15 protein-coding genes are annotated in these 17707 nt (G+C 70.3%); 2 read left to right on the top strand and 13 right to left on the bottom strand.

Annotated features, from left to right (window positions below; genetic code table 11):
• Positions 1-68: 68 nt before the first annotated feature.
• Positions 69-1346 (bottom strand): hypothetical protein, encoded by a 1278-nt coding sequence (locus OV090_RS25775; protein WP_267707263.1) that lies wholly within the window; start codon positions 1344-1346, stop codon positions 69-71.
• Between the two features lie 356 nt (positions 1347-1702).
• The gene (locus tag OV090_RS25780) at positions 1703-2473 is read right to left on the bottom strand and encodes a hypothetical protein (RefSeq protein WP_267707264.1); all 771 of its coding nucleotides are present in this window, start codon (positions 2471-2473) and stop codon (positions 1703-1705) included.
• A gap of 190 nt (positions 2474-2663) precedes the next feature.
• Between OV090_RS25780 and OV090_RS25785 the strand changes: the two genes are divergently transcribed.
• A complete protein-coding gene (locus OV090_RS25785; protein WP_267707265.1) occupies positions 2664-3851 on the top strand; it encodes a DUF1343 domain-containing protein in 1188 nt (395 codons plus the stop codon).
• 251 nt (positions 3852-4102) lie between these two features.
• Positions 4103-5461 (top strand): DUF2520 domain-containing protein, encoded by a 1359-nt coding sequence (locus tag OV090_RS25790; protein ID WP_267707266.1) that lies wholly within the window; start codon positions 4103-4105, stop codon positions 5459-5461.
• Positions 5462-5604: 143 nt separating this feature from the next.
• Here OV090_RS25790 and OV090_RS25795 read toward each other — a convergent pair whose 3' ends face one another.
• The 11 genes from OV090_RS25795 to mqnC form a co-directional block, all read right to left on the bottom strand.
• A complete protein-coding gene (locus OV090_RS25795; RefSeq protein ID WP_267707267.1) occupies positions 5605-6822 on the bottom strand; it encodes a hypothetical protein in 1218 nt (405 codons plus the stop codon).
• Positions 6823-6860: 38 nt separating this feature from the next.
• Positions 6861-8009, bottom strand: coding sequence for an STAS domain-containing protein (locus OV090_RS25800; RefSeq protein ID WP_267707268.1), 1149 nt, complete (start codon positions 8007-8009; stop codon positions 6861-6863).
• 169 nt (positions 8010-8178) lie between these two features.
• Positions 8179-8352 carry a hypothetical protein gene (locus OV090_RS25805; protein ID WP_267707269.1) on the bottom strand — a complete coding sequence of 58 codons (174 nt, stop codon included), beginning with the start codon at positions 8350-8352 and terminating at the stop codon, positions 8179-8181.
• Between the two features lies 1 nt (position 8353).
• Complete coding sequence (locus OV090_RS25810; protein ID WP_267712086.1) at positions 8354-9406, bottom strand: FAD:protein FMN transferase; 1053 nt, start codon at positions 9404-9406, stop codon at positions 8354-8356.
• 109 nt (positions 9407-9515) lie between these two features.
• The gene (nqrF, locus tag OV090_RS25815; protein WP_267707270.1) at positions 9516-10745 is read right to left on the bottom strand and encodes an NADH:ubiquinone reductase (Na(+)-transporting) subunit F; all 1230 of its coding nucleotides are present in this window, start codon (positions 10743-10745) and stop codon (positions 9516-9518) included.
• 21 nt (positions 10746-10766) lie between these two features.
• On the bottom strand, positions 10767-11384 hold the full coding sequence (gene nqrE / locus OV090_RS25820) for an NADH:ubiquinone reductase (Na(+)-transporting) subunit E (RefSeq protein ID WP_267707271.1): 618 nt from the start codon (positions 11382-11384) through the stop codon (positions 10767-10769).
• A 4-nt stretch (positions 11385-11388) separates the two neighbouring features.
• Positions 11389-12012 carry an NADH:ubiquinone reductase (Na(+)-transporting) subunit D gene (locus OV090_RS25825; RefSeq protein WP_267707272.1) on the bottom strand — a complete coding sequence of 208 codons (624 nt, stop codon included), beginning with the start codon at positions 12010-12012 and terminating at the stop codon, positions 11389-11391.
• Between the two features lie 3 nt (positions 12013-12015).
• Positions 12016-12801: a Na(+)-translocating NADH-quinone reductase subunit C gene (locus OV090_RS25830; protein WP_267707273.1), complete on the bottom strand. Its 786-nt coding sequence runs from the start codon at positions 12799-12801 to the stop codon at positions 12016-12018.
• Positions 12788-14023, bottom strand: coding sequence for an NADH:ubiquinone reductase (Na(+)-transporting) subunit B (locus tag OV090_RS25835; protein ID WP_346660401.1), 1236 nt, complete (start codon positions 14021-14023; stop codon positions 12788-12790). Before OV090_RS25835 ends, OV090_RS25830 begins: the two co-directional genes overlap by 14 nt.
• 5 nt (positions 14024-14028) lie before the next feature.
• Complete coding sequence (locus tag OV090_RS25840; RefSeq protein ID WP_267707275.1) at positions 14029-15420, bottom strand: Na(+)-translocating NADH-quinone reductase subunit A; 1392 nt, start codon at positions 15418-15420, stop codon at positions 14029-14031.
• Between the two features lie 202 nt (positions 15421-15622).
• The gene (gene mqnC, locus OV090_RS25845; RefSeq protein WP_267707276.1) at positions 15623-17674 is read right to left on the bottom strand and encodes a cyclic dehypoxanthinyl futalosine synthase; all 2052 of its coding nucleotides are present in this window, start codon (positions 17672-17674) and stop codon (positions 15623-15625) included.
• Positions 17675-17707 lie beyond the last annotated feature (33 nt).

Raw genomic sequence — 17707 nt, forward strand, 5'->3', positions numbered from 1 at the left:
CGCGAAGGGGCAGCGTCGCCGGCGACGAGGCCGGCAGGTGGGGCGGGCGGCTGTGCTCCCGACTGCACTCAGTCGGCGCCAGGATCGGCGGGCCCACCGCCGTCGATGTTCGGATCGTCCGAGTAGCTCTTGAGCGCCTTGAGGGCGCGACCCTCGGCCTTGGACATCTCCTCGAGGCGCGCCTTGACCTTGGCGAACAGCGAGCCGGCGACCAGCTTGGCGTTGTTCTCCGGGTTCAGGCCGACGATGTAGCCGTAGATCTGCGTGTCCGCGGACAGCGGCAGGACCTGGCCGTCGTCGGAGCCCCTGGCGGCGACCGTGAACTCCTGGTTGACCGCGTCGCGCACCTTGTAGCCGGTGGCCTCGCCCTCCTTGCCCTCGGCACAGGGAGCCTCGCCGCACATCGGCTCGCCGCGCTCGACCAGCACTGCGCCGTCCTTCTTGAACTTGACGGCGAACAGCCGCGGGCCGCCGGTCTCGGTCAGCGCCTTGGCGTTGCCGGCGACGAAGTTGACGAGGTAGCCGAGGTCGAGGCGCAGGCCGTTGGCCTCCTCGTAGAGGTCGAAGGTGCGGCGGATGCCCTCGGGCCCGATGCCCGCGAGCTGCCAGCCGAACAGGTCGTCGACCTTCGGGCTCTTCTCGAAGTTGGTCTTCATCAGGTTGGCCAACTCCTCGGCGCCCTTCGCCGGATCGGTCGAGACCAACTTCTGCAGCTCGTCGATCTTGAGCGAGATGCCCTTGCGCATGTCCGAGACCTTGGTGGCCTCGGTGAACATGTCGGAGCCCTTCTTCTGGGCGACGGCCTTGACCTCGCCCTTCGAGGTGATCTGATGGCCGATCCAGCCGAGCGCGACGCCGAAGGCGAGGGCGGCGCCGGCGGCGAGGATCACGAGGCCGCGGTTGCCCTTGGCCTGGACCTCGCCGGAGTCGATGATGCCGGCGTTGGGATCGAAGGAGCCGGCGGTGCTGCCGAACGGCGTGCCGTCCTCGAGGGACTTGCGCGACGCGGGCACGGCGGCGGCGACAGGCTGCGCGGCGACCGGCGCGGGCTGCGGCGGCAGGGCGACCTCGCCGGGCGCAGGGATGTCGATCGGCGCAGAGACTTCACCGGGCGGCGGAATGTCGATCGGCGCAGACTCTCCCGGCGCCGGAAGGTCGGCCGGCGACGGCGCCTTCTTGAACGGCGGGCGAGCCGGCGGAGCCGCCTTCGGCGCTGCGGGAGCGGCTGCCGGCGGAGCGGCCGGCGCTGCCGGCTCGGCGGGAGGCGGTGCGGCCGCGTCCGTCTTCTTGGCGAGGCGCGCTTTGAGGGCGCTGAGGTCGGTTCCTGGTTTCTTGGGTGCGTTCAAGGCCGGATCCCCTTGGTAGTCACGCTACAGGCCCGATGGGCCGGGAAGAGCAGAAGCAGGCCGGTGGGCCGTGGCCCGGAAAGGGCCGAAAGTGCAGGCCCGGAGGCCGTGAAGTCCAGGCCCGAAGGGCCGTGAAGAGAGCAGTGGCCGGAGGGCCGTATCGCTGGCGTGCCGAAGTGATACGCCAGAGATGTTGCCCGCGAGGATAGAGACAAGGCAAAGCAGCGTCAATGCTCCTCTGGGGGCACGGGACCGCGTTTTACCGAACTTTTCCTGCGCGCGCGAGCCCGCTGACGCCAATCGCGGGCAAAAACGTGGGCACACGTGAGCGGATCTCGCCGCAGTTCACACGGCGATCATTCGACCTGGGCGCGCGTGGGGCCGCCCTCGGGCCACTGCAAGGTGCGACCCAGCTCGGCGAGCGCCCGAGGCGAGAGGGCGACCGCGAGGACCTGCGGTTGCGGGTCGGTCATCGGCACCAGCTCGCCCTCGATGCTGATCACGCCGTCTCGCGGATCGACCGCCGGCGCCAGCAAGGTGACGGCGAAGGCGCCGTGACCCGCCCGCGTGGTGCCTCGACGCGCGCTCGGCTGCGAGGCCCAGCTCGAGAGATCGGCGACGACCCGCGGGGCGAGGAGACAGCCGCCGATGGTGGCGAGCGGCGAACCGGGCCGGTGAATGGCGCGCGGCCGCAACGGAGCGCCGAGCAGGGGGGCGATCCGGGCCAGCAGGTTGCGGCCCCGATCGCGGAGCTCGGGGTTGAGGCCGGGGCTCAAGAGGTCGAGGAGGTGGACGAGCAGGCCGGTCGGCGCGACGGACAGCGTGTGGACGAGGGCCCAGCCGTGCGCGGTCGAGAGGCCGAGGAGGGCCCGCCGGACGGTGTGGACGGAGGAGATCAGGCGCGCGCTGCCGTGGTCCAGGGCGTCCTGGGCCTGAGCGTCGCCGCGGCGACGGCTGCGGCGATCGAGGCCGTGGGTGTCGCCCTGGTCGCGCTGCAGCAGCCGCAGCGGGGAGAACTCCTCGACCGGCTCGTCGCCGCCGACGCGCGTGCCGCGAGGCAACAGCGCGGTGTCCCAGAAGTTGGGGCTGACAGTGGGCGAAGGGATGGGCGCCAGAGGATCGCGCATACAGGTAGGATGCCAAGCCCCGGCGAGCGGCCCAAAAAAGCGGCGAATCAAGGCGGGAGATCCCACGGAGGGGCGCGCCCGCTCCGGCCGCGCGCTCGCCCGAGAATTTGAGGGCGGCGCCGCGGACCGTTATAGCGGGGGCGTGCTCGCTCATGATGTGTCTGAAGGAGCAGGTGCCGGCGCGCCCGCGGTGAAGTCTGGGCTCGACCGCCTGGCCGCCGGCGAGGGCCCGCGGCTGCGCGACGTGCCGGTGGCGCTGCTGTGTCATCCGGCGTCGGTGACCGCCGAGCTCGAGCACGCGACCGTGGTGATGAGCCGGATCGGGGCGCGCGTGGTCAGCCTGCTCGGCCCCGAGCACGGGCTCGACGCGGCGGCGCAGGACATGGAGGTGGTGGGCGGAGAGGCGCCGCGCGCGGCGATCCCGGCCTACAGCCTGTACGGCGAGACGTTCGCCAGCCTGAGCCCGACGCCGGAGATGTTCCACGGGGCGGACTGGCTGGTGATCGACCTGCAAGACATCGGCAGCCGCTACTACACGTACGTGTGGACGGCGGTGCTGGCCGCCGAGGTGGCGCTGCAGGCGGGGGTGCGGGTGCTGATCCTCGACCGCCCGAACCCGATCGGCGGGACGCCGGACCAGATCGAGGGCGGCGGGATCGCTACCAACGAGGAGAGCTTCGTCGGGCTGCACGACGTGGCGGTCCGCCACGGGATGACGCTCGGCGAGCTGGCGCGCATGGCGATCCTCGAGCGCGGCCGCGTCGAGGCGGAGCTGCTCGAGGTGCTGCGGTGCGCGGGCTGGCGGCGCTCGATGCTGTTCTTCGAGACAGGTCTGCCGTGGGTCCTGCCGTCGCCGAACATGCCGACGATGGGCGCAGCGCTGATCTACCCGGGGCAGTGCCTGCTCGAGGGGACGAACCTCAGCGAGGGCCGCGGGACGACGCGCCCGTTCGAGCTGTTCGGCGCGCCCTGGCTCGAAGGACAGGCGCTCGCGGCGGCGCTGTTGGCCGACGACGCGGCGCTGCCGGGGCTGCAGGTGCGGCCCGTCGGGTTCAAGCCGATGTTCCAGAAGTTCGCGGGGCGCCGCTGCGGAGGGGTGCAGCTGCACGTCCGCGAGCCGAGGGCGGTCCGCTCGCTGCGCACGAGCTGGGCGGTGCTGCGCGCGACCTGGCGCTTGGGACAGGGAGCGATGCGCTGGCGCACCGAGCCGTACGAGTTCGTCGCCGACCGGCCGGCCATCGATCTTCTGGCCGGCGGACCGTGGCTGCGCGAGGCGATCGAGGCGCAGACGTCGCTGGCCGAGATGACGGCGAGCCAGGAGCCGGGGCGCGCGGCGTTCGTGGCCCGGCGCCGCGAGTTCCTGCTGTACCCGGAGTGAGTCGGGCGCGAGCTCGGGGCTCGACGCCGCGAGGCTCGCGGAGTGAGCGGGAGGCGGTGTGCCGCGCCACCGGAGGGAGTGGCGCCCGACGCCGCGAGTGGTTGCTGTTCGCGGAGGGATGGCGTGCGGTCGACGCGGAAGGGCGCGCGTGATGCGGCAGGCGTGATGCACCGGAGCGGCGGGCGCTCGCGGGTGCGCGGCGCGAGCGGCGACTTGCCGCGGCCGGCGAAGGCTGGGACGCTCGCGGGCACATGGAGCGTCCCGTCCTCGCCGTCCTCGGCGGCAGCTTCGATCCGCCGCACCTCGGACACGCGCTGATCCCGACCTATCTGCTGGCGCGCGGGCTCGCCGATCGCGTGCTGGTGGCGCCGTGCTGGTCGCACCCGTTCGCCAAGCAGATGATGCCGTTCGCCGATCGCCTGGCGCTGACGCGGCTGGCGATGGCGGCCCAGGCCGAGATGGTGGAGGTGAGCGACGTCGAGGCGAGGCTGGCGGCCCGCCGCGGCGGCGAGGGGCCGAGCTACAGCTACGACCTGCTGCGCGCGGTGGCGGAGGAGCACCCGGGCTTCGCGGTGCGGCTGGTGGTCGGCTCGGACATCGTCGTGCGCGGGGAGCTGCAGCGCTGGCACCGAGCGGCCGAGATCGCGGCGGAGTTTTCGCCGATCGTGGTGCCGCGGGTCGGGTTCGCCGACGCGGAGGACTGCGCGCTGCCGGAGATCAGCAGCACTGCGGTGCGCGCGTGGCTGGCGGCCGGCGCCGATCCGGCGGCGCAGGAGGCCCTGACGATGGCGGTCCCGGCCGCAGTGCTGCGTCGGCTCCGCGCCGGCCACGTCGGCCACGTGTGGCTGATCGGCCGCGGCAACGTGTCGGCCCACGCCGAGCCGTGGCTGCGCGAGCGCGGGTGGTCGACTGCGATCGGGTCGACACGCGAGCTGGTCGAAGGGACAGGAGAGCTGCCCGAAGGGACACCCGACGCGATCTGGCTGCTCGGACAGGATCGCAGGCTGGGCCAGATGGCGGCGGCGCTGGTGGCCCGCGGAGCGCCGCGAGTGCCGGTGTTGCACGCGGCCGGGGCCGTGGTGGCGCGCGAGGGGCTGGCGGCGGCGGCGGCGGCGGGCCATCCGGTCGGGACGCTGCACCCGATCTGCAGCCTGCGCCGCGAGCGGCCGCAGAGCCGCCTGGGTTCGTGCGTGTTCGGCCTGGAAGGCGACCCGGAGGCGCGCGCAGTGGCGCTGCGCTGGCTCGGGCCGCAGCGCCACCTCGACCTGCAAGGGCTCGGCGCAGAGCAACGCACGCGCTACCACGCGGCCTGTGCGCTGGCGGGGAATCACCTGGCAGTGCTGGGCGAGCGCGCGACGGAGACGATGCGCTCGCTGGGGTTGCCGGGGCCGATCGCGAGCGAGGCGATCGGCGAGCTGCTCCGCTCGGCGCTCGAGAACCTGCTGGCGCTCGGAGTCCCGCACGGGGTGTCGGGACCGGCGGCCCGCGGGGACCTGGGGGCGCTGGCGCGGCACGAGGCGGCCCTCGAAGGGGCTGCTTCGGCGCTGTACCGGATGCTCAGCGGGCAGCTGGTCGAGCTGCTGCAGGCCGGGCGGGGCGAGCCGCGCTAGCGTGGCGCGGCTGGAGCTCCCGGGGCGGGCAGGTCGCGGAGTGGCGATGCCATGAGATGTCCTTCGGGACATGTCCAAACGAGCATGGACTCGAGGACATGGCGATCAGAGAATGTCCTGATGGACATGTTTAAAAGACCATGTCACGGCACGCCGACCGAGCTGAGGGCGAAGCCGGTCATGTCGCTGTAGGTGTAGGCGCCGACGAGGCCGCCGATCGTCTCGAAGCTGCCGTCGGCCGGATCGAGGCGGTAGGCCTCCGAGCCCTGCGACACGCCCCAGACGTAGCCGTAGAAGTCGACGCTGATGCCGTGGATGTGCTGCGGCAGGGCGTAGGTGTGCTTGATCGCCAGGGTCGTGGTGTCGATGGCGACGATGCCGCCCGGGGTGGCCTTGTAGAGGGTGCCGTGGCCGTCCTCCATGCAGCCGCCGTACTCGCCGGCGAGGACGCGCTGCCAGGTCTCGGTCGCGGGGTCGAAGCGCGAGGCGTTGCCGGAGCACGTCCACACGTAGCCCTGCGAGTCGACCGTGATGCCATAGGCGCCGACCTCGAGGTCCCAGCTCTTGTGCTCGAGGGTGTCGTAGTCGACGAAGTGCAGCTTAGCCTGGCCGACCTGCGAGCCCCAGAAGTTGCCGTGCGCGTCGACGGCCCCGCCGTAGATGCCGTAGCTGTCGACGTAAGCGTCGTCGATGGTGACCTTGGCCTCGAGCGCGCCGGTGTCGCCGTCGAGGCGGAGGATGTCGATCACGCCCGGGGTGTTCATGCCCGCGGTCCACAGCTTCTGCTCGCGGAAGCTGCAGGTGTCCGGGTCGAACACGCCCTGCGTCCAGGCGACGGGGCGCTGGCTGACGTAGGTCATCGGCGTGTACCAGGCGATGCACTCCTCGACGCCCCACGGCAGAAAATCGGGGCCGTCGGCGGTCTGGATCCCGGGCGTCCCGTTGCTCTCGGCGCAGCGCTCGGGCAAGGCGTGGATCTTGGTGATGCCGCCGTTGCGGTTGGCGACCGCGACGTCGCCCGACAGGTTGACGGAGGTACGCGAGGGGTTGCCCGCGGCGTCGGGGCGCACGACGTAGCGGCCGCGCTCGGCGAGCGAGACCGTGTCGATCTTCGAGACCGTGCCCTGGGTGCTGTTGGCGATCCAGATGTACGAGAGGCCGAGGTCGCCGTTGTGCAGGCCGCAGTCGACGTCGCCGACGTCGAGCATGCCGAGGTCGAAGCGCATGGCCTCGGTCGGGATGACGGTGATGCCGACCTCGCTGGACGCGGTGCTGCTGGTGCGACCGTCGCTGCCGACGTCCTGGACGTCGTCGGCGCCGCAGCCGAGGAGCAACCCGCACGCCGCGAGCTCGCGTCGCATCCTCCCCAGGATAGCGGCGGGGGGCCCGCGCGGCGCGGTCAACGAGCCCGGGCCAGCTCGAGGCCGGCGGCGAGGGAGCGCGCGAACGGGGTGTCGTGGGCGTCGAAGCCGATGCCGGCGAGCGCGGCGGCGAGCGCGGGACCGATGCCGGTGAGGATCGCTCGGGCGCCGAGCAGACGGATCGCCCGCACCAGCCGCAAGAGCCGATCGGCGCTGTCGCGGTCGCCGGCGACGGTGCCGGTGAGGTCGAGCAAGACTGTGGCGACGCGACGCTCGCCGATGGCGTCCAGGACGCGCGCCTCGAGCTCGGCGGCGCGCTCGCCGTCGAAGGCGCCGATCAGCGGGACTGCGAGGGTGTGCGCGTCGATGTCGAGGAGCGGCGCGGACAGGCCGACGATCTCGCGCCGCTGGCGATCGACGAGGGTCAGCGTGCGGTCGAGCTCCTCGGCGAGGCGTTGATGCCGGGCCGCCTCGACCTCGGCGCCGTGGCGCACTGTCTCGTCGGTGTGATGGACGAGGGCCATCATCTCGCCGGTGACTGCGTCGCGGATCGGTCGCAACTCGACGCCGTGGAGCCGCTGGCCGGTCGCGGTGGCGACGAGGTGCTCGCGGCGCAAGGTCTCGCCGGCGGCCGCGGCGGCGAGCATGGCCTCGGCCTCGCCACGGTCGACGAACCACGCCGGCCAGTCGTCGGCGAGGCGCCCGAAGGTAGCGATCGCGGCCGGGTTCTTCATGACGATCCGGCCGCCGAACTCGACCAGGCCGACGATCACCGCGGTCACGGACAGGGCCTGAATCCCGCGCAGCTGGGCCGGGTCGGGGCCCTCGTCGCGCGGGAACACGTGCTGCAGGACGCCGATCCGCCCGTCGCCGAGCGCGACCGGGGCGAAGTGCAGCTTCACCTGCACGGGCACGCCGCGGGGGTAGACCGTCCACTCGTCCCACAGCGTGCGGCCCTCGCGGACCGTCTCGACGGCGGCGAAGAGGCGAGTGCGCATCGCGTCGAGGCCGACGTTGAAGTCGCGGGCGAACAGCTCCTCGCGGCTGTCGGCCCGCCACATCACCAGCGCGGGGGCGTTGGCCCAGCGGATCCGCATGCGGTCCGGATCGAGGACCCAGACCGGGACCGGCGAGTGCTGGAGGCCCCGGAGCTGCTCGTCGAGGTACGCCGCGTCGAACTCCGCCATCGACACCCGCCACCAGCGTCGCTCATTCGCTGGAGCCGCGCCAGGTCGGGGAGACGATGTTCAGAGCCGGGTGTCCGCTGCGACCTGTCGGATGAGGCAGGTGATGAAGGACATGTCGCAGAGGACATGCCCCTAAGACCGGCCAGGACGGCGCGCGAACGGGCGGGGCTCAGGCCGCCTGCTTGGTCGAGCAGTCGCGGCGCTGGGCGTCGGTGCAGCCGCAGTTGGCGTTGGCGATGCCGCCGCACGAGCCCTTGAGGTACTTGCCGGCGAAGATGGCGCCGACGGCCATGCCGAGCATGACGGCCCCGAGGACGGCGATGGTGAGCAGGATCGTGGGCATGTCAGGGATTGAGGTTGGCGGACGGGGACCCCGCGCGCAAGGCCGCGAAGGCCGCCGTGGCGCGCGGCGCGAAGCCGGCGCCGTCGCGCACGAGGAACAGGGCCGGCAGCTCCTCGCGCTCGGCGAGGGCGAAGCCGTCTTCGGGGCCGAGGACGTTGAGCGCGGTGGCGTAGGCGTCGGCGAGCGCGGCAGTACGGTGGATGACCGTGACCGAGGCCAGCTTGTGATCGATCGGACGGCCGCTGCGGGGGTCGATGGTGTGCGAGATCCGTCGACCGGCTTCCTCGCGGTAGTTGCGGTAGTCGCCCGAGGTGGCGAGCGCGGCGTCGCGCAAGGGGACGACCTCCTGCACCACGCGCTCCTCGACTGCACCGTCGGGGCGCTCGATGCCGAGGCGCCACGGGCCCTCGGGGCCGTCGCCGCGGGCCCGGAATTCGCCGCCGACGTCGACGAGGTGGCGGGCAAAGCCGAGCTCGACGAGGCGATCGGAGATGACGTCGGCCGCGTAGCCCGGGGCGATCGCGGACAGGGTGATCGTGAGGCCGGGCTTGTCTTTGCCCAGGGTGCCGGCGCTGCGGTCGGCGTGCAGCGACTGCCAGCCGACCTGCGCGCGCAGGGCCGCGAGCTGCTCGTCGGTCGGCGGGCTCGCGGCCTTGTCGCGGCCGAAGCCCCAGGCGTCGACGAGCGGGGAGACAGTGACGTCGAACGCGCCGCCGCTGCGCTCGCTGACCTCGTTCGCCTGCGCGACGACCTCGACGAGCGCGGCCGGGGCGGGGAAGGCGGAGGTGTCGGTCCGGCGGTTGAACTCGCTGATCGCCGAGTCGTCGCGCCAGGTCGACATCTGCTGATCGATCTGCGCCAGCTCGGCCTCGATCATCGGCAGGATCGGGGCCACGTCGCGGCCCTCGTGGACGACGGTGACGCGCCAGGTGGTGCCCATCGTCGGGCCCGAGAGCACGTGCACCGGGCCGCTCGCGGGCGCGGCGGCGGGCGCACCCGCGGGTGGGGGAGTGACCTGTCCCGAAGGCCAGAGGCGCCAGGCGCTCAGGGCCACGAAGGTCAAAAGACAGAGCGGGAGCAGGACAGAGGCCCTGCTCCCGTACTTTTGTTTCAGCGGATCCGTCACGAGGGGTGGCCCTGCGTGGGTGCGGCGCGAGCGAGGCTCAGCCGCCGAAGTCGTCCATCATGATGTTCTCGGGCTCGACGCCGAGGTCGGTGAGCATCTTGATGACGGCGGCGTTCATCATCGGCGGGCCGCAGATGTAGTACTCGCAGTCTTCCGGGGCCGGGTGCATCTTGAGGTAGTTCTCGAGCAGCACCTGGTGGATGAAGCCCTTGTAGCCGGTCCAGTTGTCCTCCGGCTTGGGCTCGGACAGCGCGAGGTGCCACTTGAAGTTGGGGAACTCGCGCTGGATGCCGTCGAAGTCCTCGACGTAGAAGGCCTCGCGGAGGCTGCGGGCGCCGTACCAGAACGAGACCTTGCGGTCGGTCCGCAGGCGCTTGAACTGGTCGAAGATGTGCGAGCGCATCGGCGCCATGCCGGCGCCGCCGCCGATGAAGACCATCTCGTTCTTGGTCTCGCGGGCGAAGAACTCGCCGTAGGGGCCGGAGATGACGACGGGGTCGCCCGGCTTCCGGCTGAAGATGAACGAGCTCATGATGCCCGGAGGGGCGTCGGGGACCTTCGGCGGCGGGGTAGCGATCCGGATGTTCAGCATGATGATGCCGTACTCCTCCGGATAGTTCGCCATCGAGTAGGCGCGCTCGACGTTCTCGGTGCAGTTCGAGACGTAGCGCCACAAGTTGTACTTGTCCCACTCGTCCCGGTACTTCTCCTCGATGATCATGTCCTTGTAGTTCGCGACGTGCGGCGGGCACTCGATCTGGATGTAGCCGCCGGCGCGGAACGGGACGACCTCACCGGGCGGGAGCTCGATGACGAACTCCTTGATGAAGGTGGCGACGCCGTTGTTCGAGCGGACCTTGCAGGTCCACTTCTTGATCTCGAAGATCTCGTGCGGCAGCTCGATCTGCATGTCGCCCTTGACCTTGACCTGACACGACAGCCGGCAGCCCTCGCGAGCCTCGCCTTTGCTGATGTGACCGGCCTCGGTCGGGACCATGGAGCCGCCGCCGCTGTGGACCTTCACCTTGCACACGCCGCAGCTGCCTTTGCCGCCGCAGGCCGAGGGGATGAAGATCTTCTGGTTGGCGAGGGTGTTGAGCAGCGTGCTGCCGGCGGGGACCCGCATCGCCAGGGTGGGGTCGCCGTTGATGCCGATCGTGACGGCCTCGGTGTTGACCAGCTTCGCCTTGGCGGCGAGCAGGATGAACACCAGGGCCAGGATCACGAACGTGAACATGGCCACGCCGAGGATGATGATGGTGGTCATAAGGTGGTGCTCCTCCGCGGGTCAGAGCTGGATGCCCGAGAAGGCGAGGAAGCCGATCGCCATCAGGCCGGTGAGGATGAACGCGATGCCGAGGCCGCGCAGACCCTCGGGGACGTTGCTGTAGCGCATCTTCTCGCGCAGGGCGGCGAGCGCGACGATCGCCATCGCCCAGCCGATGCCCGAGCCGAGGCCGAACACGGCGGCCTCGCCGAGGCTGTACTCGCGCTGCTCCATGAACAGCGAGGCGCCCATGATGGCGCAGTTGACCGCGATGAGCGGCAGGAACACGCCCAGCGCGTTGTAGAGGGCCGGGGCGTAGCGGTCGACCGCCATCTCGACGACCTGGACGACGGCCGCGATGCTGCCGATCTGGACCAGGAAGCTGAGGAAGGTGAGGTCGACGGTGGCGAAGCTCGGGTGGATCCAGGCCAACGCGCCCTCCTTGAGGAGGGACACGATGATCAGCTGGTTGAGCGGCACGCACACCGCGAGCACGAAGACGACGGCGACGCCGAGGCCGAGGGCCGTCTCGACCTTCTTCGACACGGCGAGGAACGAACACATGCCCAGGAAGAACGCCAGGGCCATGTTCTCGACGAAGATCGACTTCGTCAGGAGGCTCAAGTAGTGCTCGAGCATGGGTTCACTCCTTCTCCTGCTGCGAGGGCTTCACGGTGCGGATGATCCAGATCATGCAGCCGATCAGGAAGAACGCCGACGGTGACATGACCATCAGGCCGTTGGTGATGTACCAGCCGCCGTCGTTGACGGTCTGGAAGATCTCGACGCCGAACAGCTTGCCGGAGCCGAACAGCTCGCGGATGAAGCCGATCAGCAGCAGGACCATGCTGTAGCCGAGGCCGTTGCCGATGCCGTCGAGGAAGCTGATGCCCGGCTTGTTGGCCATCGCGTAGGCCTCGGCGCGGCCCATGACGATGCAGTTGGTGATGATGAGGCCGACGAACACGCTGAGCTGCTTGCTCACGTCGTAGACGAAGGCCTTCAAGATCTGGTCGGTGATGATGACGAGCGAGGCGATGATCGTCAGCTGGACGATGATGCGGATGCTCGACGGGATGTAGTTGCGGATCAGGCTGATCGCCAGGTTGCTGAACGCGGTGACGACGGTCAGCGCGAGCGACATGACGAAGGCCGTCTCGAGCTTGGTCGTGACCGCCAGCGCCGAGCAGATGCCGAGCACCTGCAGGGCGATCGGGTTGTTGTTGAACAGCGGGTCGAAGAGGACGCCCTTGGTCTGCTTGTCCATGACTTACTTGCCCCCCGCCGCCTTGGAATGTTGGATGTAGGGACCGAAGCCTTCGGGGCCGAACCAGAACCTGACCAGGTTGGTGACGCCGTTGCTGGTGATCGTGGCGCCCGACAGGCCGTCGACGCGGTACTTGTCGGTCTCGGCTGGACCGGCCTTGCCCTTGACGACCGCGATCTGCGGCTCGCCCTTGTCGCCGTAGATCTTGCGACCAGGCCAGAGGTCCTTCCACTTGGGGTTGTCGACCTCGCCGCCGAGGCCGGGGGTCTCGCCGTGCTGGTAGAAGGTGATGCCCTGGACGGTGTTGGCGTCCTTGGCGTCGAGGGCGATGTAGCCGTACAGCGTCGACCACAGGCCGTAGCCCTCGATCGGGAAGATCAGGGTCTCGACGGCGCCGCCCTTGACGACCTTGTAGACCAGCGCGTTGTTGGGCAGGCGCAGGACCTTGGCGGCGTTCGCCGGGGCCTCGCGGCTCTGCGCCGGGTCCTTCTGGGCCTTGCGCTGGTCGAAGCTGATCGGGTCGATGCCCTGCGCCGCGACGCCGCCCTTGAGGTCGACGACCTCGGGCTTGATGTTGTCGGCGAAGCGCTTCTTGACCTCGTCGGGCGACAGCTTCTCGCCCGCCTTCATCAGGCCGGCGACCACGAGGACCTGCTTCTGCTGGTCGAGCTTCTTGTTCTCGGCCTGGCGGTCGGCCAGCGCGACCGCGGCGCTGGCGATGCCGACCCCGCAGACGACGCAGACCAATGCGGCGAAGCCGATGGTGTAGCCGGTACTATGCTGCGCCATGACGAGCGAGCCTCCTCTTGATGTTGGCCTGGACGAAGAAGTGGTCGATGAGCGGGGCGAACATGTTCATGAACAGGATCGCCAGCATCATGCCCTCGGGGTAGGCGGGGTTCACGACCCGGACCAGGACGACGAGGGCGCCGATGCCGAAGCCGTAGATCAGCTTGCCGGTGTCGGTGAAGGCCGACGAGACCGGGTCGGTGGCCATGAACACGGTGCCGAAGGCCCAGCCGCCGAGCACGATGTGCCACTCGAACGGCAAGTTGAACAGCTGGTTGGTCTGGCTGCCGATGGCGTTGAACAGGCTCGACAGCGCGAGCGTGCCGAGCACGACGCCGAGCATGGTCCGCCATGAGCCGACCTTGGTGATGATCAGGACCGCGGCGCCGATCAGGCAGGCGAGCGTCGAGGTCTCACCCATCGAGCCGGGGATGGTGCCCACGAAGCAGTCCCACCAGGTCGCGGTCCAGTCGCCGGTGTGGTTCATGACCACGCTCGGGTCGCTTGCCGCACGGCCCAGCGCCGTTGCGCCGGAGACGCCCTGGGGCAGCGTAGCGAGGTTGGCGGCCACCCACGGCTGGTCGCCCGAGATCTGGGCCGGGTAGGCGAAGAACAGGAACGCGCGGGCGGTCAGCGCCGGGTTCAGCACGTTCATGCCGGTGCCGCCGAAGACCTCCTTGCCGATGACGACGCCGAAGGCGATGCCGAGCGCGACCTGCCACAGCGGGATGGTCGGCGGCAAGGTCAGCGGGAACAGCAAGCCGGTGACGAGGAAGCCCTCGTTGATCTCGTGCTTGCGGACGACCGAGAAGATCGCCTCGCAGTTGCCGCCGATCGCCATCGTGATGGCGTAGACCGGGAGGAAGTAGATGGCGCCGTGCAGGAAGCAGGCGAGGAGGTTGGCCGGGTCGAAGCCGAGGCCGAACATCTGGAAGAGCGCGGTCTGCCAGTTGTCGAGCGGCGCGGCGCCCTTGGCGATCATCAGGTGCGCCTGCAGGCCGGTGTTGTACATCGCGAACAACACGCACGGGATCAGCGCGATGACGACGGTGGTCATCATGCGCTTGAGATCGAGGGCGTCGCGGACGTGGGAGTCGCGCTTGGCGACGTCCGGTGGCGTGTAGAGGAAGGTGTCCGCCGCCTCGTAGAGCGGGTACAGCTTCTCGTGCTTGCCGCCCTTCTCGAAGGAGTGGGCGAGCTTGTCGAGCATCTTTCGCAACATCTGCGTCAGCCCTCTTTCTCGATCTCGTTGAGGTTGTGCCGGAGCACGGCGCCGAAGTCCGACTTACCCGGGTCGACGAAGGTGCACAGCGCCAGGTCCTCCTCGTCGAGCTCGAGCGCGCCGAGCTCGACGGCCCGGTCGGTGTCGCCGACGAGGAGCGAGCGGAGGAGGAAGGTCGGCAGGATGTCGAGCGGCATGACGCGCTCGTACATGCCGATCGGGACCATGGCCCGCGGCGAGCCGTTGGTCGTGGTGGTGAGGTCGAACTTCTTGCCGAACAGCTTGGCCAGGTAGCCGAAGTAGACCGGGATGGTGCTGTACTTGCGGCCGCCCGGAGCGAGCCAGCCGAGCAGCTCGCGCTGCCGGCCCTCGGCCAGGGCGGTGACCTGGTTGGCGTAGCGGCCGAGGTAACCGTCGAGCTCGCCGACGGCCTTGCGCCCGCCGAACACCGAGCCGCTGATGACGCGGTTCTCGCCGGCAGGCGAGGTCTTGAGCTCGCCGGCGGTCAGCTCGTCGAGGCTGGCGCCGCTGCGCGTGCTGAGGAGGCGCGGCCGCTGGACGGTCGGGCCGCCGAGAGCGACGACGCGGGTGAAGTCGAGCTCGCCGGTGGCGAACAGACGGCCGACGGCGACGACATCTTGGTAGCCGATGTGCCAGACGACCCGCTCGCGGTTGACCGGCTCGAGCACGTGGATGTGCGTGCCGACCAGGCCGGCCGGGTGGGGACCCTCGAAGGTCTCGACGCGCGCGCCGGCGGCGGCGCCGGCGTCGAGGTTGAGGCCGGCGCCCTTGCACACGTAGGTCTTCGGCGCGAGCTTGCTCAGGACGGCCAGGCCGCGCTGGAAGTCGGCCTCGTGACCCTTGAGCACCACCGCGACGTCGGCCGTCAGCGGGCTGGTGTCGATGGCGGTGACGAACAGGGCGCGCGGGGTCGACTCGGGGCTGGGGACGCGCGAGAACGGGCGCTGGCGCAGGGCCGTCCACAGGCCCGATTCGACCAGCAGCGCCTTGACCTCGTCGGCGCCGAGCTGCTCGACCGGCTTGCGCGTGTAGCTGGCGAACGTGACGCTGTCCTCGGGGCCAGGTTGACCGGCGAGCTCGCGCTCGTTGAGGGCGATGACCAGCGAGACGAAGGCCCGCTTCTCGCCGCGGTGAACGGCGACGACCGAGCCGGCGCCCGGGGCGGTGAAGCGCACGCCCGGGGCCTTGCGATCCTCGAACAGGAGCTGTCCGCGCTTGACGGCGTCGCCGACCTTGACCTCCATCTTCGGCTTCATGCCCACGTAATCGGCGCCCAACAGGGCGACGTGACGTACGGGCGTGCCGGCCTCGATCACCTGCTGCGGCGTGCCGGTGATCGGGAGGTCGAGTCCCTTTTTGATCCGATGTACTGTCATGGTGCGGGTTCTTGCGCGGACCGAGTCGGGCCTGAAGGCTTTCGCTGGGGCAGATCCGGTGCGTGAAGTTCGGAGCCCGGAGGCTCGTGGAGTGAGGCGGCCCGAACCGGTCCGAAAGACCGCTCGGATAGCCCTGGGGGGCGTTTACTATGTTCGCGGGATTTTTCGGAGTGCAGCCGGCCGTCCGCGGACGTGCGAGGGGTCACAAGACCCCGAGGTCACCGCAAGCGGCGGCCGGCGCGGCGACCGGCGCGCCGGCCGACGGAACGCTGGGCAGACGGTCGTAACGCATGTTCCGGCGCGCGGGGACGAAGCCGGCGAGCCGGATGTGGGCCTCGATCTCGGCGGCGCTCATCATGAACCGCGCGCCGGCCTGTGAGACGACGTTCTCCTCGATCATGACGGACCCGAAGTCGTTTGCGCCGAAGCGCAGGGCGACCTCGCCGATCTCGGGCCCCAGAGTCGGCCAGCTGACCTGCAGGTTGGGGACGTTGTCGAGGTAGAGCCGCGCCAGCGCTTGTACCCGCAAGTACCGCAGCGGGCTGGTGTCGTCGCGCAGCTTGAGCCGGGTGCCGTCGGCCTGGAACGGCCAGGTGATGAAGGCGGTGAACCCACCGGTCTCGTCCTGCAGACTGCGCACCCGGTCCATGTGGTGGACGAGCTGCTCGGCGGTCTCCTGGAAGCCGAACACCATGGTGGCGGTGGTCTTCATGCCAAGGGCGTGGGCCTCGCGCATGACGGCCAGCCATTCGTCGGCGGTGTTCTTGAAGGGCGAGATCCGGGCGCGGATCTCGTCGTCCAGGATCTCGGCGCCGCCGCCCGGCAACGAGTCCATGCCGGCCGCGCGCAGCCGGACGAGGACGTCCCGGATCGGCAAGTCCTCGAGCTGGGCGATGTGGATGATCTCGGTCGGCGACAGCGCGTGCAACGCCAGGCTGAAGTTGGCCTTGGTCCAGCGGAAGAAGTCCTCGTACCACTCGAGCCCGAGATCGGGGTTGAGGCCGCCCTGCAGGAGGATCTGGACGCCGCCCAACTCCTCGGTCTCACGGAACTTGCGGGCGAGCTCCTCGCGGCTCAGGACGTAGCCGCCACGACCGCCGGGCGGAGTGTAGAAATTGCAAAACTTACAACGCGTTACGCACACGTTTGTATAGTTTACATTACGGTCGATGATGTAGGTGACGACGCCCTCGGGATGGAGCGCCGCGCGGCGCGCGTCGGCGGCGGCGCCGAGCGCCATGAGGTCGGCGTGCTCGTAGAGGAAGATGCCCTCGGCGAGGTCGAGGCGGCCGCCGGCAGCTGCGCGCGCGAGTAGTTCGTCGGCCGCGAGCGGCGGCCGTGGTCGGCGGGCGGCGACCAGCGCTTCGGGCGCGGCGCCGCCGGCGAAGCGGATGTGGACCGGATCCTCGGGGTCGTGGCCGGGGATCGCGAGGAGGCCGGCGGCCGTGGCCCGCGAGAGGAACTCGACGACGCCCTCGCGCTCTTTGGTGGAGAGGCTGTAGCGGATCGCCCGCCGGAGGTAGTTGGCGTAGGCGTTGTCGCTGAGGAGGTCGCGCGCGGGCAGGCCGGCCTGGAGCTGCTGCTCGCGGAAGGCGTGGGCGAGCTCCTCGGCGTGCTTGAGGCCGTAGGCGCGAGCGTCCTGCAGGGCGGTGACGTGGGCGGGCGTGAGGAGGCCGGGCCGCGCGGCCCAGACGGCGAAGACGAACGGGAGGCCGGTCTGGGCCAGCCACATGGCGCCGAGGTCGAAGACGTGCGGGAAGCGATCGTGCAGCGCCATGGCGGCGTCGCCGATCACGAGGGCGGCGTGGGTGCCCTGGACCAGGCCGGCGCCCTCGCGGTGCGGGGCGTGGACGCACTCGGGGCTGAGGCCCTGAGCGCGCAGGAGCAGCTGCACGAGGATGACGGAGGTCCGTGAGGCGGCGTCCAGGTAGATCCGCTCGATCTGCGGCAAGGGGACGGCCGAGACCAACAGGACCGAATGCACCGGACCGCGACAGCCGATGCCGACCTCGGGCACGACCTCCCACTCGGGGTGCGCCGCGCAAGCGGCGACCGGGACGAGGGCGACGTCACACTCGCCGGTCTCCAAACGCCGCGCGCACTCGCTGGGGAGCACGAGGCTGAGGTCGAACAGCGGGGTGCCGTTCGGATGGCGCGGGACCTTGTCGGCGGAGAGGTGCTGGCCGACGAGCGGCTGGACGAGCGGCCAGGCGTTGAGGAACGAGACCGCACAGGCGCGCAATGGGGCGGGCATGGCGGGCGGATTGTACGAGAAAGGAAGGCGAGC

Origin of the sequence: Nannocystis sp. RBIL2, from assembly GCF_026626745.1 — a bacterium.
In the GTDB taxonomy this organism is placed as follows: domain Bacteria; phylum Myxococcota_A; class Polyangia; order Nannocystales; family Nannocystaceae; genus Nannocystis.

What these genes read in the sequence shown, in the direction of transcription:
- OV090_RS25780 (WP_267707264.1), bottom strand. Translation starts at nt 2,473, where the DNA reads ATGCGCGATCCTCTGGCGCCCATCCCTTCGCCCACTGTCAGCCCCAAC.
- OV090_RS25790 (WP_267707266.1), top strand. Translation starts at nt 4,103, where the DNA reads ATGGAGCGTCCCGTCCTCGCCGTCCTCGGCGGCAGCTTCGATCCGCCG.
- OV090_RS25795 (WP_267707267.1), bottom strand. Translation starts at nt 6,822, where the DNA reads ATGCGACGCGAGCTCGCGGCGTGCGGGTTGCTCCTCGGCTGCGGCGCC.
- OV090_RS25800 (WP_267707268.1), bottom strand. Translation starts at nt 8,009, where the DNA reads ATGGCGGAGTTCGACGCGGCGTACCTCGACGAGCAGCTCCGGGGCCTC.
- OV090_RS25805 (WP_267707269.1), bottom strand. Translation starts at nt 8,352, where the DNA reads ATGCCCACGATCCTGCTCACCATCGCCGTCCTCGGGGCCGTCATGCTC.
- nqrF (WP_267707270.1), bottom strand. Translation starts at nt 10,745, where the DNA reads ATGACCACCATCATCATCCTCGGCGTGGCCATGTTCACGTTCGTGATC.
- nqrE (WP_267707271.1), bottom strand. Translation starts at nt 11,384, where the DNA reads ATGCTCGAGCACTACTTGAGCCTCCTGACGAAGTCGATCTTCGTCGAG.
- OV090_RS25825 (WP_267707272.1), bottom strand. Translation starts at nt 12,012, where the DNA reads ATGGACAAGCAGACCAAGGGCGTCCTCTTCGACCCGCTGTTCAACAAC.
- OV090_RS25830 (WP_267707273.1), bottom strand. Translation starts at nt 12,801, where the DNA reads ATGGCGCAGCATAGTACCGGCTACACCATCGGCTTCGCCGCATTGGTC.
- OV090_RS25835 (WP_346660401.1), bottom strand. Translation starts at nt 14,023, where the DNA reads ATGTTGCGAAAGATGCTCGACAAGCTCGCCCACTCCTTCGAGAAGGGC.
- OV090_RS25840 (WP_267707275.1), bottom strand. Translation starts at nt 15,420, where the DNA reads ATGACAGTACATCGGATCAAAAAGGGACTCGACCTCCCGATCACCGGC.
- mqnC (WP_267707276.1), bottom strand. Translation starts at nt 17,674, where the DNA reads ATGCCCGCCCCATTGCGCGCCTGTGCGGTCTCGTTCCTCAACGCCTGG.